The 26,202-nt window shown below is 46.2% G+C and carries 18 protein-coding genes; 7 read left to right on the top strand and 11 right to left on the bottom strand.

The features are described 5' to 3' along the window. Nucleotides 1-4: 4 nt before the first annotated feature. The 4 genes from K7R11_RS08015 to K7R11_RS08000 all read left to right on the top strand — a co-directional run bounded on the left by K7R11_RS08015 (nucleotide 5) and on the right by K7R11_RS08000 (nucleotide 6,053). Nucleotides 5-1,030, top strand: coding sequence for a DUF368 domain-containing protein (locus tag K7R11_RS08015; protein WP_224490016.1), 1,026 nt, complete (start codon nucleotides 5-7; stop codon nucleotides 1,028-1,030). After that, nucleotides 1,020-1,754 carry a shikimate dehydrogenase family protein gene (locus tag K7R11_RS08010; protein WP_224490015.1) on the top strand — a complete coding sequence of 245 codons (735 nt, stop codon included), beginning with the start codon at nucleotides 1,020-1,022 and terminating at the stop codon, nucleotides 1,752-1,754. The genes K7R11_RS08015 and K7R11_RS08010 overlap by 11 nt, the downstream gene beginning before the upstream one ends. A gap of 115 nt (nucleotides 1,755-1,869) precedes the next feature. Beyond that, nucleotides 1,870-3,795 (top strand): DUF349 domain-containing protein, encoded by a 1,926-nt coding sequence (locus K7R11_RS08005; RefSeq protein WP_224490014.1) that lies wholly within the window; start codon nucleotides 1,870-1,872, stop codon nucleotides 3,793-3,795. A gap of 143 nt (nucleotides 3,796-3,938) precedes the next feature. Next, nucleotides 3,939-6,053, top strand: a complete 2,115-nt coding sequence (locus K7R11_RS08000; RefSeq protein ID WP_224490013.1) for an ATP-binding protein — start codon at nucleotides 3,939-3,941, stop codon at nucleotides 6,051-6,053. Between the two features lie 300 nt (nucleotides 6,054-6,353). Here K7R11_RS08000 and K7R11_RS07995 read toward each other — a convergent pair whose 3' ends face one another. Next, a complete protein-coding gene (locus tag K7R11_RS07995) occupies nucleotides 6,354-7,745 on the bottom strand; it encodes an alpha/beta hydrolase (protein ID WP_224490012.1) in 1,392 nt (463 codons plus the stop codon). Nucleotides 7,746-7,875: 130 nt separating this feature from the next. After that, complete coding sequence (locus K7R11_RS07990; protein ID WP_224490011.1) at nucleotides 7,876-8,322, bottom strand: Lrp/AsnC family transcriptional regulator; 447 nt, start codon at nucleotides 8,320-8,322, stop codon at nucleotides 7,876-7,878. Nucleotides 8,323-8,438: 116 nt separating this feature from the next. Between K7R11_RS07990 and K7R11_RS07985 the strand changes: the two genes are divergently transcribed. Continuing rightward, entirely contained in the window at nucleotides 8,439-8,864 is a 426-nt protein-coding gene (locus tag K7R11_RS07985) for a hypothetical protein (RefSeq protein ID WP_224490010.1), read from the top strand. An 83-nt stretch (nucleotides 8,865-8,947) separates the two neighbouring features. Here the strand turns inward: K7R11_RS07985 and K7R11_RS07980 are convergent, their stop codons facing one another. After that, nucleotides 8,948-12,409: a methylmalonyl-CoA mutase family protein gene (locus K7R11_RS07980; RefSeq protein WP_224490009.1), complete on the bottom strand. Its 3,462-nt coding sequence runs from the start codon at nucleotides 12,407-12,409 to the stop codon at nucleotides 8,948-8,950. A gap of 218 nt (nucleotides 12,410-12,627) precedes the next feature. Here K7R11_RS07980 and K7R11_RS07975 point away from each other — a divergent pair, with 218 nt between their 5' ends. Continuing rightward, nucleotides 12,628-13,611 (top strand): carbohydrate kinase family protein, encoded by a 984-nt coding sequence (locus tag K7R11_RS07975; RefSeq protein WP_224490008.1) that lies wholly within the window; start codon nucleotides 12,628-12,630, stop codon nucleotides 13,609-13,611. Here the strand turns inward: K7R11_RS07975 and K7R11_RS07970 are convergent. The 7 genes from K7R11_RS07970 to K7R11_RS07940 all read right to left on the bottom strand — a co-directional run bounded on the left by K7R11_RS07970 (nucleotide 13,587) and on the right by K7R11_RS07940 (nucleotide 23,793). Then, complete coding sequence (locus tag K7R11_RS07970) at nucleotides 13,587-14,090, bottom strand: hypothetical protein (protein ID WP_224490007.1); 504 nt, start codon at nucleotides 14,088-14,090, stop codon at nucleotides 13,587-13,589. The genes K7R11_RS07975 and K7R11_RS07970 overlap by 25 nt on opposite strands. Nucleotides 14,091-14,321: 231 nt before the next feature. Next, nucleotides 14,322-15,161: an ABC transporter substrate-binding protein gene (locus K7R11_RS07965; RefSeq protein WP_224490006.1), complete on the bottom strand. Its 840-nt coding sequence runs from the start codon at nucleotides 15,159-15,161 to the stop codon at nucleotides 14,322-14,324. Then, on the bottom strand, nucleotides 15,161-15,970 hold the full coding sequence (gene pyrF, locus K7R11_RS07960; RefSeq protein ID WP_224490005.1) for an orotidine-5'-phosphate decarboxylase: 810 nt from the start codon (nucleotides 15,968-15,970) through the stop codon (nucleotides 15,161-15,163). Before pyrF ends, K7R11_RS07965 begins: the two co-directional genes overlap by 1 nt. A gap of 74 nt (nucleotides 15,971-16,044) precedes the next feature. Continuing rightward, the gene (gene prfA / locus K7R11_RS07955; RefSeq protein WP_224490004.1) at nucleotides 16,045-17,121 is read right to left on the bottom strand and encodes a peptide chain release factor 1; all 1,077 of its coding nucleotides are present in this window, start codon (nucleotides 17,119-17,121) and stop codon (nucleotides 16,045-16,047) included. A gap of 170 nt (nucleotides 17,122-17,291) precedes the next feature. Then, entirely contained in the window at nucleotides 17,292-19,844 is a 2,553-nt protein-coding gene (locus tag K7R11_RS07950; RefSeq protein WP_224490003.1) for an adenosylcobalamin-dependent ribonucleoside-diphosphate reductase, read from the bottom strand. A gap of 269 nt (nucleotides 19,845-20,113) precedes the next feature. After that, nucleotides 20,114-21,295 carry an AIR synthase related protein gene (locus tag K7R11_RS07945; protein ID WP_224490002.1) on the bottom strand — a complete coding sequence of 394 codons (1,182 nt, stop codon included), beginning with the start codon at nucleotides 21,293-21,295 and terminating at the stop codon, nucleotides 20,114-20,116. A 311-nt stretch (nucleotides 21,296-21,606) separates the two neighbouring features. Further along, nucleotides 21,607-23,793 (bottom strand): glutamine synthetase III family protein, encoded by a 2,187-nt coding sequence (locus K7R11_RS07940; RefSeq protein ID WP_224490001.1) that lies wholly within the window; start codon nucleotides 23,791-23,793, stop codon nucleotides 21,607-21,609. A gap of 277 nt (nucleotides 23,794-24,070) precedes the next feature. On the opposite strand from K7R11_RS07940, the gene K7R11_RS07935 reads away from it, so the two are divergent. After that, nucleotides 24,071-25,093 carry a glutamine synthetase beta-grasp domain-containing protein gene (locus K7R11_RS07935; protein ID WP_224490000.1) on the top strand — a complete coding sequence of 341 codons (1,023 nt, stop codon included), beginning with the start codon at nucleotides 24,071-24,073 and terminating at the stop codon, nucleotides 25,091-25,093. A gap of 67 nt (nucleotides 25,094-25,160) precedes the next feature. Here the strand turns inward: K7R11_RS07935 and K7R11_RS07930 are convergent, their stop codons facing one another. Continuing rightward, nucleotides 25,161-26,099, bottom strand: coding sequence for a calcium/sodium antiporter (locus K7R11_RS07930; RefSeq protein ID WP_224489999.1), 939 nt, complete (start codon nucleotides 26,097-26,099; stop codon nucleotides 25,161-25,163). Nucleotides 26,100-26,202: the final 103 nt, after the last annotated feature.

Raw genomic sequence — 26,202 nt, 5'->3', positions numbered from 1 at the left:
ATTTATGTACCATCCTACCCGAAACGTTTCAGACAAGATCTTCCTTTTTATAAAAGGACTTGCCATGGGAGCCGCAAACAAGGTTCCCGGAGTTTCCGGCGGTGTGGTGGCTTTTGTCGCCGGATTTTACGAGGAGTTTATCTACTCCTTACAGAAGGTGAATGCCAAAGCCTTTAAACTGCTTTTCAACAGGGGGTTCTCCGTGTTTTACCGCTATATTAACGGAAAATTTCTCTTCCTGCTCATGGGGGGAATGATCGTCAGTTATTTCAGTGTTTCCAAGATCCTCGATTATTTCATAGAGAAGAAAGAGCTCTATGTGTGGGCTGCTTTCTTTGGCATGATCATCGGGTCGATCTACTATATCGCAAAAGACTATCATCACTGGAACCGAAGGACACTATCCTTCCTTCTCATAGGGACCCTTGCCGGTATTTCCATAAGTTTTCTGAATCCGGCCCGGGAGAATGACAACCTTATTTTTGTGTTTTTTTGCGGGATCATCAGTGTTTCCGGCATGACCCTTCCCGGACTGTCGGGATCCTTTATTCTGATCCTGGTGGGCAACTATGTCCTCTTACTGGTAGACAGTGTAAATGCCCTCTACGACACCATGGCCGAGCTATTGCAGGGAGATACCGGTTTCATCCATAACAAGGAACGGCTGCATACCCTGCGAATCCTGGCGGTTTTTACCCTGGGTTCGGCCACGGGGCTGGTAACTCTGAGTCACCTGCTGAGCTACGTACTGAAACACTATAAGAATATTACCCTGGCCACCATCATCGGCTTTATTACCGGCTCCTTAGGTGTGGTTTGGCCCTGGAAAAAAACCATTTACCGCACCGCAGAAGACGGCAGCATCCTGAGAGATTCGGCGGGCGACCCTATCATTCTGAATTACGAGCGGTTTTTACCGGATCCTTCAGCCGCCGAAACCTGGATTGCCGTAGCCTTTATCGGCTTAGGAATCTCTCTTTTACTGATCCTGGAATGGTATGGCAACAAAAAAAAGAGAAATGGAGCATAGATACGGACTCATCGGCAGGAATATCGATTATTCCTTTTCCAGAACTTATTTTTCTGAGAAATTCAGCAAACTTAACCTGAAAGATCACAGCTATGTCAATTTCGATCTTCCCGATATTGACCATTTCGAAAATGTGATCCGCAATACCAGCGATCTCTGCGGCCTCAATGTTACCATACCCTACAAGGAGGCTGTGATCCCCTATCTGGACGCCCTGGACCCTGTTGCTCGGGAGATCGGCGCGGTAAATACCATTCGCATAAGCCAGGGAACATTAACCGGATACAACACCGATGCCTACGGATTTGAACATTCCGTGATGCCACACCTCAAAACCTATATGGAGCACGCCCTGGTCCTGGGTACCGGAGGAGCCTCCAAAGCGGTGGTCTATACCCTGCAAAAAGCCGGCATCCGCGTTCTTCAGGTTTCCAGGAATCCGCAACCCGGAATGATCTCCTATGCGGATCTCAATTCGGAAATCATGGCAAGCCATCTCCTGATCGTAAACTGTACGCCCCTGGGCACCTTCCCCGACATTGAGAAAAAGCCGGACCTGCCCTACCAATACCTCACCTCAAGGCACTTGTTATACGACCTGATCTACAACCCGGACCAGACTTCCTTTCTTAAGGAAGGCATCCAAAAGGGAAGTACCGCGCTTAACGGATATAAGATGCTGGTCTTTCAGGCAGAGAAAGCCTGGGAGATCTGGAATCAATAATTTCACACCCGCCCTGTTTTCCTCAGTGTTCAAGCGCTAAAAAGTCTTGGCAATCTTCTTTGTTGTTAGTATATTTCAACTCTTAAAGCAGTGATGAACCTTAAACATTTTTAAAATGTTGGAAAATAAAAGTGATAACCTGCATGAAAATGCAGATGGACAGGAAAAGGAATTAGCACCAACACAGGATCCCCAGGAGCAAACCTCCAGCCCCCAAACGGAACAACCCACCCCCGGGAGTGAGGATGAACACGACGAGGCCATAAACGAGATCGACGAGTCTAATGCTGAAGATGCTGAAGACGAAGGCCATCAGGAACGGCATGCCATTCCAATGCCCGACTACCATGCTATGGAGATGGAAGCCCTGGTGAACGAATTGGAAAAATTGGTTGCCAACGAAAAGATCCAGGCTATCAAAGCCCATGTTGACGGTATCAAATCAGAATTCGACCTTAAGTTTCAGGAACTGCTTGAAGAAAAGAAAGAGGAATTTCTGGAGAATGGAGGAAACGAGATCGATTTTCACTTTTCCTCTCCGGTAAAAAAGCGATTCAATGAGGCCTATTCCGACTATAAATCCAAGCGAAATGAGTACTATAAAACCCTGGAGAAGCGTCTGAAGGAAAATCTTCAAAAGCGCCTGGATATCATTGAAGAACTTAAAGGACTTATCAATGTAGAGGAAAATATCAATGAGACGTATAAACATTTCAAGGAAATTCAGGACAGGTGGCGTAATGCCGGTCCTATCCCAAGGGTAAGCTATAATGATGTTTGGAGAACCTACCACCATCACGTGGAGATCTTTTACGATTTCCTCGACCTGAACCGCGACCTCAGAGATCTCGACTTTAAACACAACCTTGAGGAAAAGCAAAAACTCATCGAGCGCGCCGAGGCCCTCTCTGATGAACAAGACATCAACAAGGCCTTCCGTGAACTTCAGATCCTTCACAAGATCTGGAAAGAAGATATAGGTCCGGTAGATCGTGAGCACAGGGAAGATGTATGGAACCGGTTCAGTGCGGCCACCAAAGTGATCCACAAGAAAAGACAGCAGTTCTTTAAGAACCAGGAAGAAATTTACGAAGCTAACCTTAAGGTCAAACAGGACATCATTGCCAAAATAGCAGCCATCGCAGCCCAACCGGTAAACTCCCATAACCTTTGGCAAAAGCAGATCCGGGAAATAGAAACCCTTCGGGAACAATTCTTCAAAGCCGGGAAAGTTCCCTACAAGGTAAACGAACAAACCTGGAGCGGCTTTAAGGAAGCCGTACGGCGATTTAACCGCAACAAGAATACCTATTACAAGAACCTTAAAAAAGAGCAACACCGGAACCTGGAGAAAAAACTGGAGCTCGTAGCCCTTGCAGAATCCCTGAAAGAAAGCGAAGATTGGGATCAGACCACCCCGGTAATGAAAAAGATTCAGTCTGACTGGAAGAAGATCGGCCATGTTCCAAGAAAGCACTCCGATAAGGTTTGGGCCGATTTTAAAGCAGCCTGTAACCACTACTTCGACCGACTGCACGCAAGGAAAAACAAGGATTTCGAAAAAGAAATGGAAGCTTTCGAGAAAAAGAAAGCCTTTATGGAAGAGATCAAAGCCTTTGAACTTTCTGGAGATTCCGAAAAAGACCTGGAACAGGTGAAAGCATTCATAGAACAATGGAAAGCCTTCGGAAAAATACCGTTCAATAAGAAAAGTATTGAAGGTAAATTCAACAAGGTGTTGGATGCGCTGTTCAAAAAGATGAACCTGGACAAGAAAGAGGCTGAACTGATTAAATACGATAACAAATTGCAAGCCCTGGCAGATGCTGATAACGATAACCTGATCCGAAATGAGAAGATCTTTATCCGAAAAAAGATCGACGAGGTGAAGAACGAAATCAGGCAGCTGGAAAACAACCTGCAGTTTATTAATGCCGATGACGACAATCCCATCGTAAAAGATGTGAAAAAAAATATCCAGACCTATAAAGACGATCTGGCGATCTGGAAGGCTAAATTAAAGGAACTCAGAACAATCTGATCATTGTTTAGCAACGCGAAAATTATAATAACGAAAAGGACCCTATTTGTTGGGGTCCTTTTCTGTTTAAATGTAGACTTTATTCGTTGAAAATTAGGTTAATCTAAATATTTTATTAAATTTGAATACCCTTAATCTTCTGGATGCATTTTAAGATATTCTATATCCTTCTGCTACTTAGCTGCGTGAACCTTAGCAGGGCTCAATCCCTGGATAGTTTGCGCACCCATGTTTTCAAAAGCGAAAAATTAGCGATCTCTGGCCCTTCAGCAGATACCTTAAGGATAGACCGGTTAAATGAACATGCTGAAAAGTTCCTGCACAAGAACATGGACAGCCTTAGTCATTATGCCGGTCAGGCCATCATCCTGGCCGATCAGATGGGGTATGCCAAGGGGCAGATCAACGCCCGGTATCTTAAATCCATATACCTTACCGATACCGGACATCTGGATCAGGCCTTAGAGCTTCTTGATGAATCGGAACGCATCGCCAGGGGATGTAAAGACGATCATCTTCTTATGCGCTGTTACATCAACAGGGGTAGTTTTTATAATTACGCCGGAGACATAGGCACCTCGAACGATTTCTACATGGAAGCGATCAAATTGGGTGAAAAGATGCACACCGATCATTTTGGAAAAGTGGTCCGGCCCAATATCAACAATAAGATAAGCCTTTCTCTTGCTTATGAAGGACTCGCAGCAAATTACCAGGTTCTGAAATACTACGACAAGGCCCTTGAATACATCAACAAAGCCGACCGGGTAAACCAGCAGATCGGGGATGATCTGTTTACCGGGCAGACCCTGGCCAATAAAGCAGAGATCCACCTGGACCTCAAACAATACGAGGATGCGCTCATACACATAAGTGAGAGCATTGATCTCTTTAAGGAAAAGAAAGACATTCCATGGCAGGCCTTTGCAGAGCGGGTAAAGGGAGATATCTTCCTGAAACAGGGATACTACCAGCTGGCGCTGGAATCCTATGAAGTGGCCCAGGAACTCCAGGAGCAAATCGATGATTCCCGGGAAAAGGCCTCCCTAGATAATGCCATTTCCAAAGCCTTTCTGGGGATAAAAAATAACAACCAGAGTAAATCCTACGCCAAGATGGCTTTGGAAGAAGCCATGAAACTCGGGGAACTGGCTATTACCAAAGAAAGTGCTAAAACCCTTTCCTTTATTTACGAAAAGGAAGAACAGTACAATTCTGCCCTGTATTACCACAAGATTTACAAAAAATACGAAGACAGCCTATTTAACGAGAAAAACATGAAGAGTGCCGCAAGCCTCGAGGTTCGCATAGATGCACAGGAAAGGGAGGCTCAACTCCAAATGGAAAGTGAAAAGGCCCAGAATAAGCAAAGGATGTTCACCTTCTTCTCTACCGGGGGAGTACTCATACTTTTAACCGTTTTATTCCTTACTCAGAGAAGCCGAAAACTGGAAAGGAAACTTAATGATCTCCTCACCAAAAAGAACAGGGTACTGGGCAGGAGAGAACTACAGTTAAAATGGCTTAATGAGACAAAGAATAAATTATTTTCCATTATAAGTCATGACCTCAGAGCGCCTATAGCCTCCCTGAACAATCTCATTGATCTGCTCAACGACAAACAGATCGGTCCTGAAGAATTCATAGATTTTGCCCCCCAGCTAAGTAACCAGGTAAAAAATGTTTCCTTTACCCTGAACAATTTGCTGCTATGGTCTAAACACCAGATGAAGGGCGCCAGAAACAACCCAAGGCAGCACAACCTGCACAAGCTTGCCAGCCTTTCTATAGACCTGCTCTTGCACCAGGCACAGCAAAAGAACATCGCCATCAGAAATGAGATCCCGAAGGAAGCCGAGATCTATTCGGATGCCGATCAGATCACCATTGTATTCAGAAACCTTATTTCTAATGCCATTAAATTTACCGAACCCGGTGGCGCAGTAATTCTCTATGCCGAGGAAAAAGAAGGCATCTGGCAGGTAGAGGTAAAAGACAACGGGATAGGAATGGATCAAAAAACCATAGACCGTATCCTGTCACAAAGCTCCTCCTATATGGAATCTACCTATGGGACAAATAACGAAAAGGGTACCGGAATAGGACTCAGCCTTTGTAAGGAAATGATTACCAAAGGGGGTGGTGAATTCCATATCCAGTCGGCGATCGGAGTGGGCAGCAGCTTTAGCTTTACCATTGAAAAATACGAAAAGGAGGTTCAGGAAATCCAGGAGCCATCGGAAGTACTTGAGCAATAAGGTCATACCGAAATACAATCCAAAGAAACTTCACACCAACCTGCAATCCCGATCCGGCACAATTGGCGACAAACCGATTCAGACAGGTTGAACCATCAGAAAAGGAAATTAGGGCAGTCTCCTAAAACAAAAAAGGAAGAACGCGTGTCCTTCCTCTTTAAAACCTTACTAACTAAACAATTCTAAAACAAAAAAATTCTTTCTTAAATATATATCGAGTTCCGGATATAGACTTACTAAGAAGGTAACCCGATTTAAATACTCGATAAAGTACATTCAGTCCGGGGCCACCAGGCCTGCTTAAAAGCGGGATTCAAAACCATATTTCTCGAGAAGCACCCCGAAATCAGGTTGAATCCTTAAAAGGGTGATACCGGGATAACTCCTCAGTCTTTCCATATCAGAAAACCCGCTTTCCAGAAGTTTATCGGTGTAATAAAGCGCTATATCATACTCGCCCTTAGCCACCGCAAATCGCATCGCCTCGAGGTAAGCCACCTCGTTTTCGGGGTCTAGAAGGGTTAAAAAGATATTTGTAAACAACAGTTGATCGTAATTCTTTGGCTCTACCAGCTCCTTTTTAGCCTGTTCTGCAATGACCGCTAACATGGATTTCACCCGGGTCGACATTTTCCGGTACGCTTCCTTTTTACCTTGGGTAAAGGTATTGTCAAATTGCTTGAGTTCCTGATCCCAGTATCCCAAAGCCTCCAGGTCGCCCACTGCGATATCCTCGATCAGGAAATCCACATATTCGTTAAGGTAGAGCGGTTCGATCTCAGCAATATAACTCATGTCTGAACGCTGGGCCCGGTAGCTTTTATTGCGGCGTATGGACCGCATCTCATCCTTGATCTCTCCGTCTTTATTATAAATGCTGTACCAGTCTCTCATCTTCTCCAGGTCGCTGTACGCCCAGAACAGATCTCCCTCTTGCTGTAATTGCCGGTTGTAGGCCATCTGTTCGGCATACATCTGCATTAACTCCTCCTCTGTACGCTTTTGCTGAGACCTGCTGAACATGATCACCGAAAGGTCGCGAACGGCCTTCTCTATAACCTGAGCAGAGGGCCACTGGTGTTGACCTTCGAACCAGATGATCTCGTTAGGGTACTTTAATTCATCAAAGATGACCCCGGAGAGCTTCATTTCGATATAGTTGAAATCCTCGTCCCCGCAAAGTCCGATAAAAATGAACGGGTTATTCCTCACCAGATTTATGGTATTGTTTTGGGCCCCTGCCCCGGAAGCGATCACTCCCTTGATGTCCTTAGACAGGCCGGCAATGGCAATAGCCAGCCTCGCTCCTCCCGAAAAACCTGCCGTGAATTTATTGACAGTGTCAAGAGCAAAGCGTTCTTCCACCCGGTTAAACAATTCCCTGGCGTTCTTGTAATTTTCCTGGTAACTCCCGTTTTTGATGGCATCAGAAGCCACGATTATATAACCATAACGCTCTGCCGCGGTCCGAAAGGTTTCCACCGCAAGCGAATCACGGCCTGCCGGATCAAAGACATAGATCACAGGCCAGGCCTTTTCCTCATGGTATTGAGAAGGAACATAATACGAAAAGAAACCGGATGACCCCAGAGGTACCGAATCAACAACCTTACCCGGAACCACCGCTTCCTGACACAGAAGCATGCCCGGTAATAAGAACAGAAGTAAAGTCCAGATTTTAATCCTTTTCATAACAGTAGTATACTTATAAAAATAGCTAATTTCATCTTGGGTTAAAAAGTTTCCTACAACTCTTTTTCCAAACGATCCCAAACCCAGCCGAGGTGCCGGCCACTCAGGGCGATTGCCCCACTCCTCCATCTCAAACGGAACGGGAAGGGATAGGAGCGTTGGAGATCACATTCGACAATACGATATGGGTACGGGTCTCCCCATAGGTGATCAGCTTATCGATGAACCCCTCCAGGTGCTTCTGATCATGGAACACCACTTCCATTATGATATTCTCGTTCCCTGTGATCCTGTAACAGTTCACCACCTCCCTGAACTCCCGTATTTTTTCCAGAAAAGGTTTCAGCTTTCCCATAAATGCTCTTACAGTTATAATGGCTTTAAGCTGATACCCTGCGGCGGTATAACTTACATCCGTGCGGTACCCGTTGATAACCCCCAGATCTTCCATCTTCTTAATCCGTTCGGCCACAGCCGGAGACGATAGTCCTACCTTTCTCCCGATCTCAGCATTAGATAGCCTTGCGTTCTGCTGCAGCATGGTCAGGATCTCCCAATTCAATTTATCTACCTTCATTTATAAACTATTATCACGTAATAACATTAATATTTAATCTAAAATAATATTTTTTCATTAAATCTTAAATACAGAATCATTTTATGTGCGCTATTTTTGAGTTAAGCAAAGCATTGATGAAAAAAATTACCACTACCTATAGCACTAAATACATGAGTGTTAACGAACTACCTGTCTACAAGAAGGCCATCGAGATCTTTTCCTTGAGCAGGGAGCTGGTTCGATTACTCTCGGCAGACCAGAACATTCTGGAGCTCAGCCGTTCGCGAGATCGCATCGACAGGATCTCCGATTACCTGCTTTCTGCCTCCCTGGGATTGGCACCACGCATTGCCATGGTAGAAAGTTCTGCAGATCCTTTGGTACGTCTCAACAGCCTGAAATCGATACACCAGGCAACAGGAAAACTCCAAAAATATTGTGATCAGATCGAAAGCCGTAACGATCAGGCCAGGTTGTTTCTTAAACAATTGCGCTCGGAGCTCGGTCAATTCAGAAAGTTGCAAAGCAGGTGGGCCGGAAGAGTCAGGGAGCTCAATTAGGAGGTTCAGGGATCAACCCTTACAACATAAAAAAAAGGCTGTTCCAAACGAACAGCCTTTTTTAATTATAAGCGCAATAATACTTACATATTTCTGCGATACTGACCTCCTACTTCGAATAAGGCCCTGGTAATCTGTCCCAGGGAACACACCTTAGTGGCTTCCATGAGGGCCTCGAACATATTTTCGTTATCAAGGGCAGCTCGTTGGACTTTTTCAAGAGACGTTTCTGCCTTTCTCTCATATGCGGCATGCAACCTGTCCAGGGTTCCGATCTGCTGCTGCTTTTCCTGCTCGGTAGCACGAATCACTTCCTGCGGAATTACAGTTGGCGACCCTTTACTACTCAGGAAAGTATTCACCCCGATTATCGGATATTCCCCGGTGTGTTTCAGGGTTTCGTAGTGCAGACTCTCTTCCTGGATCTTCGACCGCTGATACATGGTTTCCATGGCGCCGAGTACGCCTCCCCTTTCCGTGATCCGGTCGAACTCTGTTAGCACAGCTTCTTCCACCAGGTCGGTGAGTTCTTCTATGATAAAGCTGCCCTGGATCGGATTTTCATTCTTTGCCAATCCGAGCTCCTTATTTATGATCAGCTGAATGGCCATTGCCCTTCGTACCGAATCCTCGGTTGGGGTAGTGATGGCCTCGTCATAGGCATTGGTATGCAAAGAATTGCAGTTGTCGTAGATCGCATATAATGCCTGCAGGGTGGTTCTGATATCATTAAAATCGATCTCCTGGGCATGCAGGGATCTTCCGGAGGTCTGAATATGATATTTTAACATCTGCGCCCGCTCATTGGCCCCGTATTTATGTTTCATGGCTTTGGCCCAGATCCTTCTGGCCACTCTTCCTATCACCGCGTATTCGGGATCTACCCCATTGGAGAAGAAGAATGACAGGTTAGGTCCGAATTGATTAATATCCATCCCCCGACTCAGATAGTACTCCACATAGGTAAATCCGTTAGCCAGGGTAAAGGCCAGCTGGGTAATCGGGTTAGCTCCGGCTTCTGCGATATGATATCCCGAAATGGATACCGAATAGAAATTCCGGATGTTATTCTCAATAAAATACTCCTGCACATCCCCCATAAGCCTTAGTGCGAATTCAGTGGAGAAAATACAGGTATTCTGTGCCTGGTCTTCTTTAAGGATATCGGCCTGGACCGTACCTCTGACCTGCGCAAGGGTGTCTTTCCTTATTTTTGCATATACCTCAGCAGGCAGTACCTGGTCTCCGGTGACCCCTAAGAGCATCAGACCGAGTCCGTTATTCCCTTCCGGCAATACATTCTCTGCTGATTCCCCGTCTTTTGCATAGCCGTAATACACCGGTCTGGCCACTCCTTTTTCCTTATAGATGGCATCGATCCTGGCGTTCACCTCATCTTCCAGCCCGTTTTCCTTAATATACTTTTCACATTGCTGATCAATGGCTGCATTCATAAAGAATCCAAGCAACATTGGTGCAGGACCATTTATGGTCATACTAACCGAGGTAAGCGGATCGGCAAGGTCGAAACCGGAGTACAATTTCTTGGCATCGTCCAGACAACATACGGAAACTCCCGCATTACCGATCTTCCCGTAGATATCGGGACGATGGTCCGGATCGTTCCCATAAAGGGTTACCGAATCAAATGCGGTAGACAGACGTTTTGCAGGCATACCAAGGCTTACGTAATGAAACCTTCGGTTGGTGCGCTCTGGTCCGCCTTCTCCGGCAAACATCCGGGTAGGATCTTCTCCTGTACGTTTAAAAGGATACAGCCCTGAAGTATACGGGAACTCACCGGGCACGTTCTCCTGCAGGCACCAGAACAGGATGTCTCCCCAGGCCTGGTATTTTGGAAGCGCCACCTTTGGTATCTGTGAATGGGATAACGACTCTGTATGCGTTTTAATGGAGATCTCCTTGCCTCTCACCTTAAAGGTGTATACCGGATCTTTATACCTGTTGACTTTTTCGTCCCAACGAATGATGGTTTCCCAGTTGAGAGGGTCCAGGTTAAGCTTTATCCTGTCAAACTCCGCAAGTAGAAGCTTTACGAATTCTGCTTTCTCTCCCTGTAAGGCATCTTCCAGTCCGTCGTGATCAATCCCGTAAGAATTCAGGGCAAGTGTTTTCCCGCAAACAGCGCTCATAGTGGTATAGACCCCGTAGAGCTTTTGCGCCACTTCCCGCTGTTTTTCGGCAGTGGCATCGTAGCCCCTGTTATTTTCAGCAATTTCTGAAAGGTAACGGGTACGATTCGGCGGGATCACATATACTTTTTCGCTCATTCCGTCTCCCAGCCGGTATTCAGATTTCAGGGAGGTATCGGTTTTTTCTGCCAGGGTATCCATAATGGCCTTATAGAGGGCATTCATTCCGGGATCGTTAAACTGGGAAGCGATTGTTCCGTACACGGGCATATCGTCTGCCTTGGTCTCCCATAAGTGGTGGTTACGCTGGTATTGCTTTTTCACATCCCTCAGCGCATCAAGAGCACCTCTCTTATCAAATTTATTGATGGCCACCAGGTCTGCAAAATCCAGCATATCGATCTTTTCCAGCTGGGTGGCAGCACCAAACTCCGGGGTCATTACATAGAGGGAAACATCTGAATGATCCAGGATCTCCGTATCACTTTGTCCGATTCCGGAGGTCTCCAGAATAATGAGGTCGTACCTGGCGGCTTTTAGCACCTCTATGGCCTCCGCCACGTGCTTGGAGAGGGCCAGGTTGGATTGCCTGGTCGCAAGACTTCGCATATATACCCTCGGACTGTTTATGGCATTCATCCGGATCCGGTCGCCCAGCAGGGCGCCTCCGGTCTTTCTTTTGGAAGGATCTACAGAAATGATCCCGATGGTCTTTTCCGGAAAATCAGCCAGAAACCGCCGGACCACCTCATCCACAAGACTACTTTTCCCGGCTCCTCCGGTACCTGTGATTCCTAATACCGGGGTGGTTACCCCTTTATTTTGCTTGTGTATCTTTTCAAGGACCTCTTTGGTCTGCTCATAATAATTCTCTGCGGCAGAAATTACCCTGGCGATCGCCATAGGATTTTTCTCTTCCAGTTCCTCGACTTCCCCATTCAGCTGATCCCCGATAGGAAAATCGGCCTGTCGGACAAGATCGTTAATCATTCCCTGAAGGCCCATTTCCCGGCCATCATCCGGAGAATAGATCCGGGTAATCCCATAATCCATAAGCGATTTGATCTCTTCCGGCAGGATTACTCCTCCACCACCTCCAAAGACTTTGATATGAGATGCACCCTTTTCCTTTAGCAGGTCATGCATATACTTAAAATACTCGTTATGACCGCCCTGGTAGGAGGTCATCGCGATGGCATTGGCATCTTCCTGAATCGCCGTATTCACAACTTCCTCTACACTCCTGTCATGTCCGAGGTGGATCACCTCCACGCCGGTCGACTGAATGATACGACGCATGATGTTGATCGCTGCATCATGACCGTCAAATAAGGAGGCAGCCGTTACGATACGTACTTTATTTTTAGGTTGATATGGTTTCTGTTGTTCCATAGTGTTTGTCATTGCTTTTTTGGTGTCCGCAATTTAGTCAAAATGCAAAAAATGTCGGCTTTAATTCCAGATAAACCAAAACAGACCGGACAATTCCTTTTAAAATTCCTGATACTTCAAAATAAAAAGGAAATCCCGATGCGATGACTTTATCAATTTTGTAGCGAATTCCTTAAATTTATGTTTTGTGATATGAATATCGCGCTAAATCTGTCTTTATGAAGAAAAATCTGAAAATCGCCGTTTTAGGACCTATACCCAGAGACACCATTAAAACGTATCAGGGCGAAGTCATTCAGAAGTACGGGTGCGTAACCCACCCCACCATCGCCCTTGCCAGACTCCTGGAGAATGAGGGCGAGGTGATTCCTGTTTCCCACATTCTTTCAGAAGACCTGGATCCGGTTAAAAAACTCTTCTCCGATTATCCCAATATCGTGACCGACGGGCTGTATACCCATACCGAGAGCGGCACGGTGATCAACCTGGAATTTTTAGACCAAAACAATCGCCTGGAAACCCAAAGCGCTAAAATGGCGCCCATATCCCCGGAAGATGTTGCCCCGTTTCTGGACGTAGATGCTTTCGTAATCGTGCCAATTACCGATTTTGAAATTCCCGTGGAGACCCTGCGGTATATAAAGGAAAAAAGTGATGCCCCGGTGATCTTTGATGCTCACGGCCCGACGAGTTGGGTAAACAAAGACGGAAAACGCCTGAGAAGGATCTGGAAAGAAAAGTACGATTGGTTCCCGTGGATCGACATTCTTAAAATGAACCTCGAGGAATCCCAGTTCTCCTGGTTTAAAGACGAGAAGATCCTCACGACCTACGACCAGGAACTCACCTCCCATCTGGATGAATTTGCCAGAGACACCCTGAATCGCGGGGTTAAAATCCTCTATGTCACCCTGGATTCCAGGGGGTGCACCTGTTACCGCATGCACCAGGGGAATATGATTAAAGAGTGGATCTCTTCTGTAAAAGTAAAGGAAGTTATCGATACGACCGGATGCGGAGATTCATTTGCTGGCGGATTGGCCTATGGAATGGTTACCACCGGAAACCCGGCAACGGCAGCTCAATATGGAAATGTCCTGGGTGCTCTTAGAACCCAAGGTAAAGATTTTAGCGTATTTAAGAGCAAATCGGAGACCAGGGCCATCATCAAAGAAAATTACCCTTCCTCCATGCTTGAATAGTACCCTTCGAAAATGGTGTTCCATTCTTTCCCGGGTTTTCGTCTTTCCCATAGCTGTCGGATGCGTCCATCTTCCATCAGTTCCCAGGAGATACGATCGGTTCTGAGGTCATCGCCCTTCCCGTGATCACCTTGCAGTACCATTGAACCATTTTCTCCGGTCCCGTACAAATGCAGGTATGAACCCTGGTTGTCTACCCATAGCTGTTCCCACAACCCGGTCTCGGCATTATAGAAATTAAGACTGCTCCCGGAAAAACTATTCGTTGTGCTTGTATAAGACTCCCTGACAAGGCAGCCCCCCTGCTCCCTGGTGATGGCATTCCGGCCAACAAGAACCCCGTCCCGATTGCGCACCTCCCAGCTACCCACCCAGAAATCGAAGGCTCCATGGGGAGCATCACAGCAATTACAGGAATCCGTCTGCCCTGAAGCGAACAGCGAAAAAAAAAGAAGAAATACCAAAAAAAACGATTTCATAACATATAGAAAATTGGCTTAATAAATTTAATTTACTAAATTTGAGATAATTAGATGCATTGTTCGATAAATTTAAAAAGCAAAATGAAATTAGCTAGCGGGGTTTTTTAGGTCAGTACAATTGGAATAATTTTTCAACGACATAGAAAACAACCTCAAATCAAATCTTTTAAAAGTACAATCATTTCATACTTTGAATTGTTTGAGTTAGCTAGTTGAAAAAACCGGTCTTTAGAGACCGGTTTTTTTGTGCCTCTTATCAAGGCCAAGACGTTTCCTTAATGCAGCCATGTACGGATAGGCCGAGGTAAGACGGGCACCATACCAGGAAAAGTAACTTCCATCGACGAGTACTACCTTGCTTTCCGGAAAAAACTCCCGGACCTCATCCTTATGTTTTTCCTGAAAGGGAAAGGGTTCAGACGATAAAAAAACCAACTCAGGAGGTTCCGTATTATCCGGAAGAATATCCTCCATCATCGGGTACCGGAGGGTGTTTCCCGCAATATTCACAAATCCACCTTCGGCCAGCATGGTATTTATAAAAGTTCCTCCCCCGGCCAGCATCCAGGGATCCTTCCATATAAAATAAGCGGCCCTTGGCTTCCTTGCTTTAAAAGCTTCGGAGTGCTGTGTTCTCACCTCCTGAATATCTTTTTTTAATGCAGCCGTACGGTCCGGAATCCGGAAAATAGTCCCGTACTGCTCCAGAAGCAGAAACAGGTGGTCCAGGGTAATGATATCAGAAACGTGAACCGGACAGATACGGGAGAGATCAGCTACCATTTCCGGGGTATTCTCTTCCTTATTGCAAAGAATCAGGTCCGGCTTCAGTTCAAAGATCCTGTTCGTATGCACTTTTTTGGTACCCCCTACGATCTTTTTGTCTTTTCGGATATGGGCGGGAGCAGTACAAAACCGGGTAACTCCAACCAAAAGGTCTTCAAGTCCCAGGGCACAAAGCAACTCCGTCAGGGAAGGTACCAAACTCACCACCCGCAGGGGAGGCGCGATTATTTCGATCTGCCTTCCGGTCTGGTCAATGATCTGTATTCCCGGGGATACCGGCATTACAGCCAGGAGGCCATTTGCGACTGCAGATCGGCAGCCTTTTCCCTGGCTACCTGGTCGAAGTCGGTTCCGGAAGAAGCGTAAATAATTCCCCTGGAAGAATTGATGAGCAAGCCCACCTGATCGTTCATACCGTACTTGCATACCTCGTCGAGACTTCCTCCCTGGGCCCCAACTCCGGGAACTAGTAAAAAGTTATCCGGAACAATCTTCCGGATCTCGCCCAGGTATTCTGCCTTGGTGGCCCCTACTACGTACATCAGCCTATCGGCATGTTTGTATGTTGAAGAAGTCTCCAAAACCTGTTTATAGAGGGCTTTTCCACTGTGTTCTATGGTTTGGAAGTCAAAGGCTCCGGGATTCGAGGTCAGGGCCAGTAAGATGGTATGTTTCCCTTCGAACTCAAGGAAAGGCTCTACGGAGTCTCTCCCCATATAGGGCGCCACCGTTACCGAATCAAAGTTCATATCCTGGAAAAATGCCCGGGCATACATGGCCGCAGTATTACCAATATCGCCACGTTTAGCGTCGGCTATGGTAAACACCTCAGGATAACGCTCGTTGATATAATCGATGGTCTTTTTTAAGGATTCCCATCCCGGGATCCCATGTGCCTCATAAAATGCAATGTTAGGCTTGTAGGCAACGGCCAGGTCATGAGTTGCATCCACTATCGCCTTATTAAAAGAAAACAACGGGTCCTTTTCCTTTTTTAAGTGTTCCGGGATCTTATTGAGATCTGTATCCAGGCCTACACACAAAAAGGATTTCTTTTTTCTGATCTGAGCTTCCAGTTGTTGGTTCGTCATTGCAATGGCTTTTAACGTATTTAAAAAATGTCATATGACTGAACATATGACATTTTGATTTTTTATTGAGGTACTTAAATCGTCTCGCTGGCTTCCTTGAGCTTTTCCGTATTTTCGGCAATCATGAGCTCTTCAATGATCTTATCGAGATCGCCATTAACAATATTGGACAGATCGTAAAGGGTAAGCCCGATACGGTGATCTGTAACCCTGCCCTGCGGATAGTTATAGGTGCGGATCTTTGCACTTCGGTCTCCGCTGGATACCATGCTTTTTCTTCTTGCGGCATCTTCTTCCTGCTTTTTGGCCAGTTCGCGTTCATACAACCTGGAGCGCAACACTTTTATAGCCTTTTCCAGGTTCTTATGCTGTGATTTCTCATCCTGGCATCGCACTTCGATCCCGGTGGGAAGGTGTTGCAACTGGATGGCCGAATAGGTGGTATTTACCGATTGTCCCCCGGGTCCGGTAGAGGTGGTTCGGATGATCTTCACATCTCCCATATCCAGCTCCACGTCAAACTCTTCCGCCTCGGGCAATACCATAACCGTAGCCGCCGAGGTATGTACCCTGCCCTGGGTCTCGGTCTGGGGAACCCGCTGCACTCGGTGTACTCCGGCTTCAAATTTCAGGGTACCGTAGACATCCTGTCCGTTCACTTCAAAAATGATCTCCTTATACCCTCCGGAGGTGCCTTCGTTAAAGTCAACCACGTTGACCTTCCATCCCTTGCTTTCACAGTATTTGGTATACATCCGGTGAAGATCTCCGGCAAAAATACTCGCCTCGTCCCCACCTGTACCTGCGCGGATTTCCATGACCACGTTCTTGGCATCTTCAGGATCTTTCGGGATCAGAAGGTATTTTATTTCAGATTCCAGATCCGGGAGGGCTTCTTTGGCCTCTTCCAGTTGCATCTTGGCCATTTCAACCATCTCCGCATCGCTGCCGTCCGATATGATCTCTTCGGCCTCCTCAATATTCTCCTTAAGACGGATGTATTCTTCCCTCTTATCCACGAGCTCCCTGAGATCTTTATATTCTTTATTAAGTTCTACGTAACGCTTCTGATCTGCAATGACATCCGGCTGGATAATCAGGTCAGACACCTCGTCAAAACGTTGCTTAACTACATTTAATTTATCTAACATATACTCCTTATTGCATACGCAAATTTACGATAATTTTAATGATAGTGCGCTCCCATTACCGCATTCCACTCCTGAATTCACAGGTAAATAAGCAAGGGATCATCCGGTTCGCACAGAAACAACAAAGCCCTTCCGGATAAGAAGGGCTTTGTTTGCGATTCAGATAAATGTTAACCGCATTTTGAAGAACCGCAGTCCTTACAGGTAAGGCAACCCTCCTGGTTGATCAGGTTGGTACCATTACAGTTGGTACAGCTTTGCCCTTTGATCTCCGTTCCGTCCGGAACAAATCGTTTAAGGGCACGGGCTACCCCGTTCTTCCATGTATTTATAGATTCACTGTCAAGTTGAAGCGAATTGATCAGTTCCACTACTTTTTCAATTGGCATTCCGTGTCTCAGGGTACTGGAGATCAGCTTGGCGTAGTTCCAGTACTCCGGATCGAACTTATGAGAAAGCCCCTCAATAGTGGTCTTATACCCTCTCTTGTTCTCGAACTGGAAGTCATACCTTCCTGTTCCGTCTTCGTTCCTGTTCTTGATGATATACCCGTCATTAACCCAACGCGGCAGAAGAATTCCATCTTCATCATCAGAAAGTCCGGTAAAGATCTCATAGGGCTTTCCATCGCTAAGCCCAATGAAAGCGATCCATTTCTCCTTATTGTTCTGGAATCGTACCACTTCGGCTTCCAGCACCTCAGGTCTGGTAAGCGGGAAGTGTGTCAGGGTATCATTGTCTTCTTCCTTCTTTTCATCAGCAGAAATAAGTACTCCCGATCTCGATCCGTCGCGGTACACGGTAACCCCTTTACATCCTACCCTCCAGGCTTCCAGGTAAAGTTCGCCAACGAGCGATTCACTCACATCTGAAGGAAGGTTAATGGTAACACTGATCGAGTGGTCTACCCATTTTTGCACGCGTCCCTGAAGACGTACCTTGCTCAACCAGTCAACATCATTGGATGTCGCCTTGTAATAAGGAGACTGCTCTACAAGCTTATGAAGTTCTTCCTGAGTATAATTTGCAGAGGTATCTAGGTTGTTGGCTTCCATCCATTGCTTGAAGCGATGATGGAAAACAATGTACTCCTCCCAGGAGTCTCCAACCTCATCCACGAAATCCACGCGGACATCCTTGTCGTTTGGATTCACCTTACGTCTTCTTTTATAGACAGGAAGGAAAACAGGTTCAATGCCAGAGGTCGTCTGGGTCATCAAACTGGTGGATCCTGTAGGCGCTATGGTAAGCAGCGCAATATTTCTTCTTCCGTGTTCAGACATCTCATAGTACAGCTCTTCATCGGCCTCCTTAAGACGCATTACGAACGGATTGTTCTTTTCTCTTTCTGTACTGTAGATAGCAAAGGCACCACGTTCTTTCGCCAGATTAACAGACCCGCGGTACACCGCCAGGGCCAGGGTTTTATGCACCTCTACAGAGAAATCGTTGGCCTCTTCACTTCCGTATCGGTAACCAAGACCCGCAAGCATATCGCCTTCTGCGGTGATCCCGATCCCGGTACGACGGCCTTCCTCAGCTTTCTTTCTGATGTTCAGCCATAGGTTGCGCTCCACACGTTTTACTTCTCCACCTTCTGGATCTGCATCGATCTTCCCGATAATATTATCGATCTTCTCCAGTTCCAGGTCAATAATATCATCCATCATACGCTGGGCTACCTGCGCATGCGACTTAAACAACTCATAATTGAATTTCGCCTGTGGTGTAAACGGATTCTCCACATAAGAGAAAAGATTGATAGCCAGCAGTCGGCAGCTATCATAAGGACATAGCGGAATCTCCCCGCAAGGGTTGGTAGAAACCGTGGTATATCCAAGATCTCCGTAACAATCCGGCACAGACTCCCTGGTAATGGTATCCCAGAAAAGAATTCCGGGCTCGGCAGATCTCCAGGCATTGTGAACGATCTTATTCCAAAGCTTGCTCGCTTCGATCACCTTACTGGTTTTCGGTTTCGGACTATGAATTGGAAATTTTTGTACGTATTCACCACCTTCTGATACAGCTTTCATAAAGTCGTCATCAATACGCACTGAAACATTTGCTCCGGTAACCTTGCCCTGTTCCATCTTGGCATCTATAAAATCTTCAGCATCCGGGTGGTTGATGGAAACAGAAAGCATTAAAGCCCCTCTTCTTCCGTCCTGAGCTACCTCCCGGGTCGAGTTGGAATATCGCTCCATAAAGGGTACCAGTCCTGTTGAAGTCAGGGCCGAATTCTTCACCCCCGATCCTTTAGGCCTGATATGAGACAGGTCGTGCCCAACACCCCCTCTGCGTTTCATCAGCTGCACCTGCTCCTGGTCGATCTTCATGATCCCTCCGTAAGAGTCAGACATCCCCTCATTTCCGATCACAAAACAGTTCGAAAGCGAGGCGATCTGGAACGGATTCCCAATACCGGCCATCGGACTCCCTTGTGGCACGATGTAGGTAAAGTCTTTTATATGGTCATAGATCTCCTGTTCGGTCATGGGGTTGGAATACTTGGCCTCGATCCTTGCGATCTCTTTGGCTATTCTCCTGTGCATGTCATCTGGAGTAAGCTCAAAGATATTTCCGTCTGAATCTTTCAGGGCATATTTATTTACCCAAACCCTGGCGGCCAGGTCATCTCCTTTGAAATACTCTAAAGAGGCCTGATAGGCTTCTTCCGGAGTATAGGTCTTTTTTGCTGCAGTTGCTGTACCGGATTGCATAAGTTAGCTTTGATTTTATTGATTAAAAAATAATTGAGAACTGAAGTAAAAGTATGTAAATATTAATCACATTCAGAACCCCCGTAATCAAAAGTTATCAAAAACCAATTGTTAATATCTTGATATACAGCAGAGTGAGAAATTGAAAAATTCAAAAAGTTTACAATTTTTAAAAATCAAGTTGCACTTTAAAAAATACGGGTTACTACAAAAAAAAAGGAGTAACCCAATGGTTACTCCGTTAAAATCCTTAAATATTTGATGAATGGTTACCTGTATTCAAAGGTGCCGTATGGGCTCTTAATGGTAAGCATTTTAGATTCAGAATTTTCCACTCTTCCAACAACTTTTGCCTCAATATTGAACGCATTGGAGATGGCAATAATTTCATCTGCCAGCGACGGATCTACATAGAGCTCCATACGGTGGCCGCAGTTAAATACCTGGTACATTTCCTGCCAGGGCGTCTGACTCTGTTCCTGGATAAGCCGGAACAGCGGAGGCACTTCAAACATATTATCTTTGATCACATGAACCTTATCGGTAAAATGAAGCACCTTGGTTTGCGCCCCACCACTGCAATGCACCATCCCGTTTATGGCTTTTGAACCGATCTTCTTCAGGATCGCCATAATTACCGGGGCATAGGTACGTGTAGGGGAAAGCACCAGTTTTCCGGCGTCGATGGGAGAACCTTCGACAGCATCGGTTAACTTTACCCCTCCGGAATACACCAGAGACGAAGGAACGCCATGATCAAAACTTTCGGGATACTTCTCTGCAAGGTACTTCGAGAACACGTCATGCCGGGCAGAAGTAAGGCCATTACTACCCATACCTCCGTTATATTCCTTCTCATAGGTGGCCTGACCGTACGAAGATAACCCGACGATCACATTTCCAGGTTTAATGTTCGCATTGTCGATCACTTCTTCCCTTTTAATACGCGCAGTTACAGTAGAGTCGACGATAATGGTGCGAACAAGGTCTCCCACATCGGCAGTCTCTCCCCCGGTGGAATGGATCTCCACCCCAAACTCGCGAAGCTCTCCGATCAACTCTTCGGTCCCGTTGATAATCGCTGAGATCACTTCTCCCGGGATCAGGTTCTTGTTACGGCCAATAGTAGAGCTTAAAAGAATGTTAGAGGTCGCCCCTACACAAAGAAGATCATCAATATTCATGATCAAAGCGTCCTGGGCGATACCCTTCCATACCGAAAGGTCTCCGGTTTCCTTCCAATACATATAAGCCAGGGAAGATTTGGTTCCGGCTCCGTCGGCATGCATTATCAGACAGTACTCCTCATCTCCGGTAAGATAATCGGGAACAATCTTGCAAAAGGCCTTAGGGAACAACCCCTTATCCACATTTTTGATCGCATTATGAACATCTTCCTTTGAGGCTGACACCCCTCTCTGGGCATACCTTTTACTTATCTCGGAACTCATGAAACCTAAATTTTGCACAAAAATAGGTATAAAAAAAAACACACAAACAATCGTTTGTGTGTTTTTGAGAGTTGTTACACTCTCTTACCCCTTTTTGTGATCAAGCTCTGCTGACAACCGAGGTCATCAGTTTCACACGACCACGTGTTTAAATTGATTAATAGCACTTCAAATATAATAAACTGCCGGACTCAAACCACAGTTTAATCGCTTATTTTCAGCACGATAGGTGAGTATTCGACGTATCTGACGAAAAATCGGTTTAATAACTAAGTGTTAAAAAAGCATGTTTTCTCACCTCATTTGCCCCCCTATCGGGTAAAAAGCAATTCCCTGTATTTGGTCAATGGCCACAGATCATCATCCACCATAAGTTCCAGCTTATCGCAATGATACCTGATCTTTTCGAAATAAGGCAGTACCTTTTTGCAGTAGGCAACGGCCTTATCCTTGCCCGACGCCAGCTTATTGGCAGAACGGCGCTCATCTGTCATTTTATTGACCATGGAATTGATCTCTGCAATATGACCTGATATGGCGGTGATCAGATCCAATTGCTCTCCCGCATATTTCTTAAAGTCGGAGCCGAAAACCTCCTTCAGTCCGCGTACATTTTCGATCAGGGTATTCTGATACCTGATGGCAGTGGGAATCACATGATTCCTGGCGATATCCCCCAGCACTCGGCCCTCGATCTGCACTTTCATCACATACTCTTCGAGCTCGATCTCATGGCGGGCCTCAATCTCTCGCAGGGTCATCACCCCAAGAGATTCATAAAGCTTAATCACCTTATCAGAGACTGCACCCTCCAGGGCTACCGGTGTTGTCTTATTGTTGGACAACCCGCGTTTTTCCGCTTCTTTCTCCCATTCTTCACTATACCCATCGCCCTCAAAACGGATCTTTCTTGAGGCTTTAATATATTCTCTCAATACATTAAAGATCGCCTCATCCTTTTTCAGTCCTTTTTTAGCGATCAGGCTATCCACCTCTCCCTTAAATTCGATCAGCTGTTTAGCTACGATACTGTTCAGCACGGTCATCGGCTTAGCGCAGTTGGCTTTAGAGCCCACTGCCCGCAGCTCGAACTTATTCCCGGTAAAAGCAAAAGGCGAAGTCCGGTTTCTGTCGGTGTTATCCAGAAGGATCTCAGGGATCTTACCAACCACATTCAGTTTGAGATCTGTTTTTTCCTTAGGCGAAAGCTTTCCGGTAGACACATCTTCGAGCTCGTCCAGCACCTTGGTGAGCTGGGAACCGATAAATACAGAGATAATAGCCGGAGGCGCTTCATTCGCCCCAAGCCGGTGATCATTGGTGGCCGAAGCTATCGAAGAGCGTATCAGCTCCTCGTAATCATGAACAGCCTTGATGGTATTGATAAAAAAGGTGAGAAACTGCAGGTTCTTCATCGGGGTCGACCCCGGACTCAACAGATTCACTCCGGTATTTGTAGATAACGACCAGTTATTGTGTTTCCCCGACCCGTTGATCCCTGCAAAGGGTTTTTCGTGAAAGAGGATCTTAAAATTATGTTTGTCAGCGATCTTATCCATGACATCCATAAGGAGGGAATTATGATCTACCGCCAGGTTGGCCTCCTCAAATATGGGAGCCAGCTCGAACTGGTTAGGAGCCACCTCGTTATGACGGGTCTTCACCGGTATTCCAAGCAGCATACATTCCTGCTCCAGGTCACGCATATAGTTTAGCACCCGGTCCGGGATCGATCCGAAGTAGTGATCATCCAGTTGCTGCCCCTTTGCCGGTGAATGCCCCAGCAGGGTGCGTCCTGCCAGCACCAGGTCGGGTCTTGAGGCGGCAAGCGCCTTGTCTACCAAGAAGTACTCCTGCTCCCATCCGAGGGTGGCATTTACCTTGGTAACATTCTTATCAAAATATTTTGCCACATCAGTGGCCGCATTATCCACCGCCTGAAGCGCTCTTAATAAAGGCACCTTGTTGTCAAGCGCCTCCCCGGTATAAGAAACAAACACCGTAGGAATACACAGAGTGGTCCCGTAAATAAAGGCGGGAGATGTAGGATCCCAGGCAGTATATCCTCTGGCTTCAAATGTATTTCGTATTCCCCCATGCGGAAAACTGGAAGCGTCAGGCTCCTGCTGCACCAATTGATCTCCGCCGAATTTCTCAACAGCATGGGCATTGGATATAGGCTCAAAAAAGGCGTCGTGTTTTTCTGCAGTTGCTCCGGTTAAAGGCTGAAACCAGTGGGTGTAATGGGTTGCTCCTTTAGATAGGGCCCAGTTCTTCATGGCTGCTGCAATCTCGTCCGCAAGTTTACGGTCGATCCTGCTGCCCAGCTCAATGGCGTCCATTACACTCTTATACGCCTCCTTGGAAAGCGATTCCCGCATGACCATTTCATTAAAGACGTTGGAACCAAATAACTCGGAACGCTTCCCTTTGGATACTACTTCCAGAGGTTTGCGACGGAAAGTCTCCCTTACGGAATCAAATCTGATCGTTGACATAAATTTAGATATGTTTTAAGTTGCTTTTTAAAAAGTTGCATGAATTTACGAAATAAGAACCTTACTTTTTTCGCTTACTTCAAGAAATTATATCCAAAATTTTCCGCACCCCCCCCTTCTATGATGCTTTTATTTCGAAGAACACCCCCTCCAAAAACAAGGGTGTGAATAAAAATGTTGATATTTTTAACAAAAGACCCCTGATTTCAGTAGCGCACTTTCATCAATTATACTATTTTTGTCCCAACTAAAAGTCTTATTTAAACGCAACACTATTATGAACAAGGCTAAACTTGAGTACATCTGGCTGGACGGATACACCCCCACCCAGGAGCTACGTAGCAAAACTAAAATTGTAGAAGATTTTGACGGAAAGCTGGAGAGCTGCCCTATCTGGTCGTTTGACGGAAGTTCTACCCAGCAGGCAGAAGGAAACTCGTCCGATTGCCTACTAAAGCCGGTAGCTATTTATCCTGATCCCGACAGAGTTAACGGATACCTGGTAATGACCGAGGTATTGAATCCGGATGGAACTCCACATGCTTCTAATGCAAGAGCCACCATTGATGACGATGATAATGATTTCTGGTTCGGTTTCGAACAGGAATACTTTATTATGGACACTAAAACCGATCTTCCCCTCGGATTCCCAAGAGGAGGATTCCCAGGACCACAGGGACAGTATTACTGTTCAGTTGGAGGCCGTTATACCTGGGGACGTCAACTGGTAGAAGAGCACCTGGACATGTGCCTGAATGCCGGTCTTAATATTGAAGGGATCAACCAGGAGGTTGCTCCGGGACAGTGGGAATTCCAAAATTTCGCAAAAGGAGCCAAGAAAGCCGGAGATGAGATCTGGGTTGCCCGCTATCTGCTGAACAGACTTACAGAAAAGTATGGATTCTATATTGAATTGCATCCTAAGCCTGTACGAGGTGACTGGAACGGTTCCGGAATGCACGCTAACTTCTCTAACTCTACTCTAAGAGAGGCCGGAAGCAAAGAAGTATACGAGCAAATTTGCGAGGCTTTCCGTCCTGTGGCAAAAGAACACATCGAAGTGTACGGAGCCTACAACGACGAACGCCTTACCGGAAAACACGAGACCCAGTCTATCGATGAATTCTCCTATGGAGTATCAGACAGAGGAGCCTCTATCCGTATTCCGATCATTACCGTTCAGAAAGGATGGAAAGGATGGCTGGAAGATCGTCGACCTGCCTCTAATGCAGACCCGTATAAGGTTGCAGGTATCATCATCAAAACCGTGAAAAGTGCTGATGTGGAGGTTGAAGCCTAATTTCCTTATCGCCTTAACATATAAAAGCCACCTTTGGGTGGCTTTTTTTATTACATGCCTCGCTCTGCTACATCATAACTGTAAGATATGTGAATATGCCGTAGGCACTGAGCAGTACCAAACCGTCTCTCCATCCCAGGCGAAGGCCTTTAGGAATAAACACCAATGGCAGTATGGCGAAGGAAATGGCCAGCATCCAGTAAATATCGTTGGTGAGCAAACCGGGATCATTGACGGTTACCGGGGTGATCATTGAAGTAATTCCCAGTACCGCCAGGATGTTAAACACATTAGATCCCACCAGGTTTCCGAGGGAAATTGCCTTCTCCTTATTAAGTACGGCCACCACCGAAGCAGCGAGTTCAGGGATACTGGTACCCACGGATACCACCGTTACAGCGATAACCCGTTCACTAACCCCGTAAAATCTAGCCATACCCACAGCACCTTTGATCAGTAGTTCAGATCCGCCCCAAAGGGCCACGCCGCCCAATACAAGGTACAACACCAGTAAATGCAAGGGCAAAGGCTTATCATCTTCCGGCATTTCATCGATCACAGCAGGCTTTTGAAATTTCAACAGGTAGACAAGAAAAACCACCAGGCAGGAAAACATGATAACCCCCTCATAACGCTGGAGCTCACCATCAAATATGATAAAGACATAGAGAAGCACCGAGGCAGTCATCATTACCGGCCAGTCGGTTTTGTAAAAACTCCGCTCCACATCTATAGATCCCAGAATAACCGTTACGGCAAGAACCAACCCGAGATTGGCTATGTTGGACCCTATCACATTCCCCATGGCAATATCCGGAAAGCCCTCCAGGGCCGAATTTACGCTTACGATAAGTTCCGGAGCCGAAGTCGCAAAGGATACCACCGTCATCCCGATTACGATCTTAGGGATTTCAAGCTTCAAAGAAAGCGCCACAGCCGCCTTCAATAACCAGTTCCCACCAAACACCAGCAATACCAGACCGAGAATAATAAGTATCAGATTCATTCCAAAAATTTAGGAGCGAAGATACACAATATTGCAAATGCCGGAGCCATGGGCCAGTTCCGATTTACAAGCTCTGAACCCCGCCCTCACCCCTTTATAACGG

The organism is Robertkochia flava (assembly GCF_020166515.1).
GTDB lineage: Bacteria > Bacteroidota > Bacteroidia > Flavobacteriales > Flavobacteriaceae > Robertkochia > Robertkochia flava.
The sequence above is the reverse complement of the archived record's forward strand: the minus strand, read 5'-3'. Positions and strand labels throughout refer to the sequence as shown.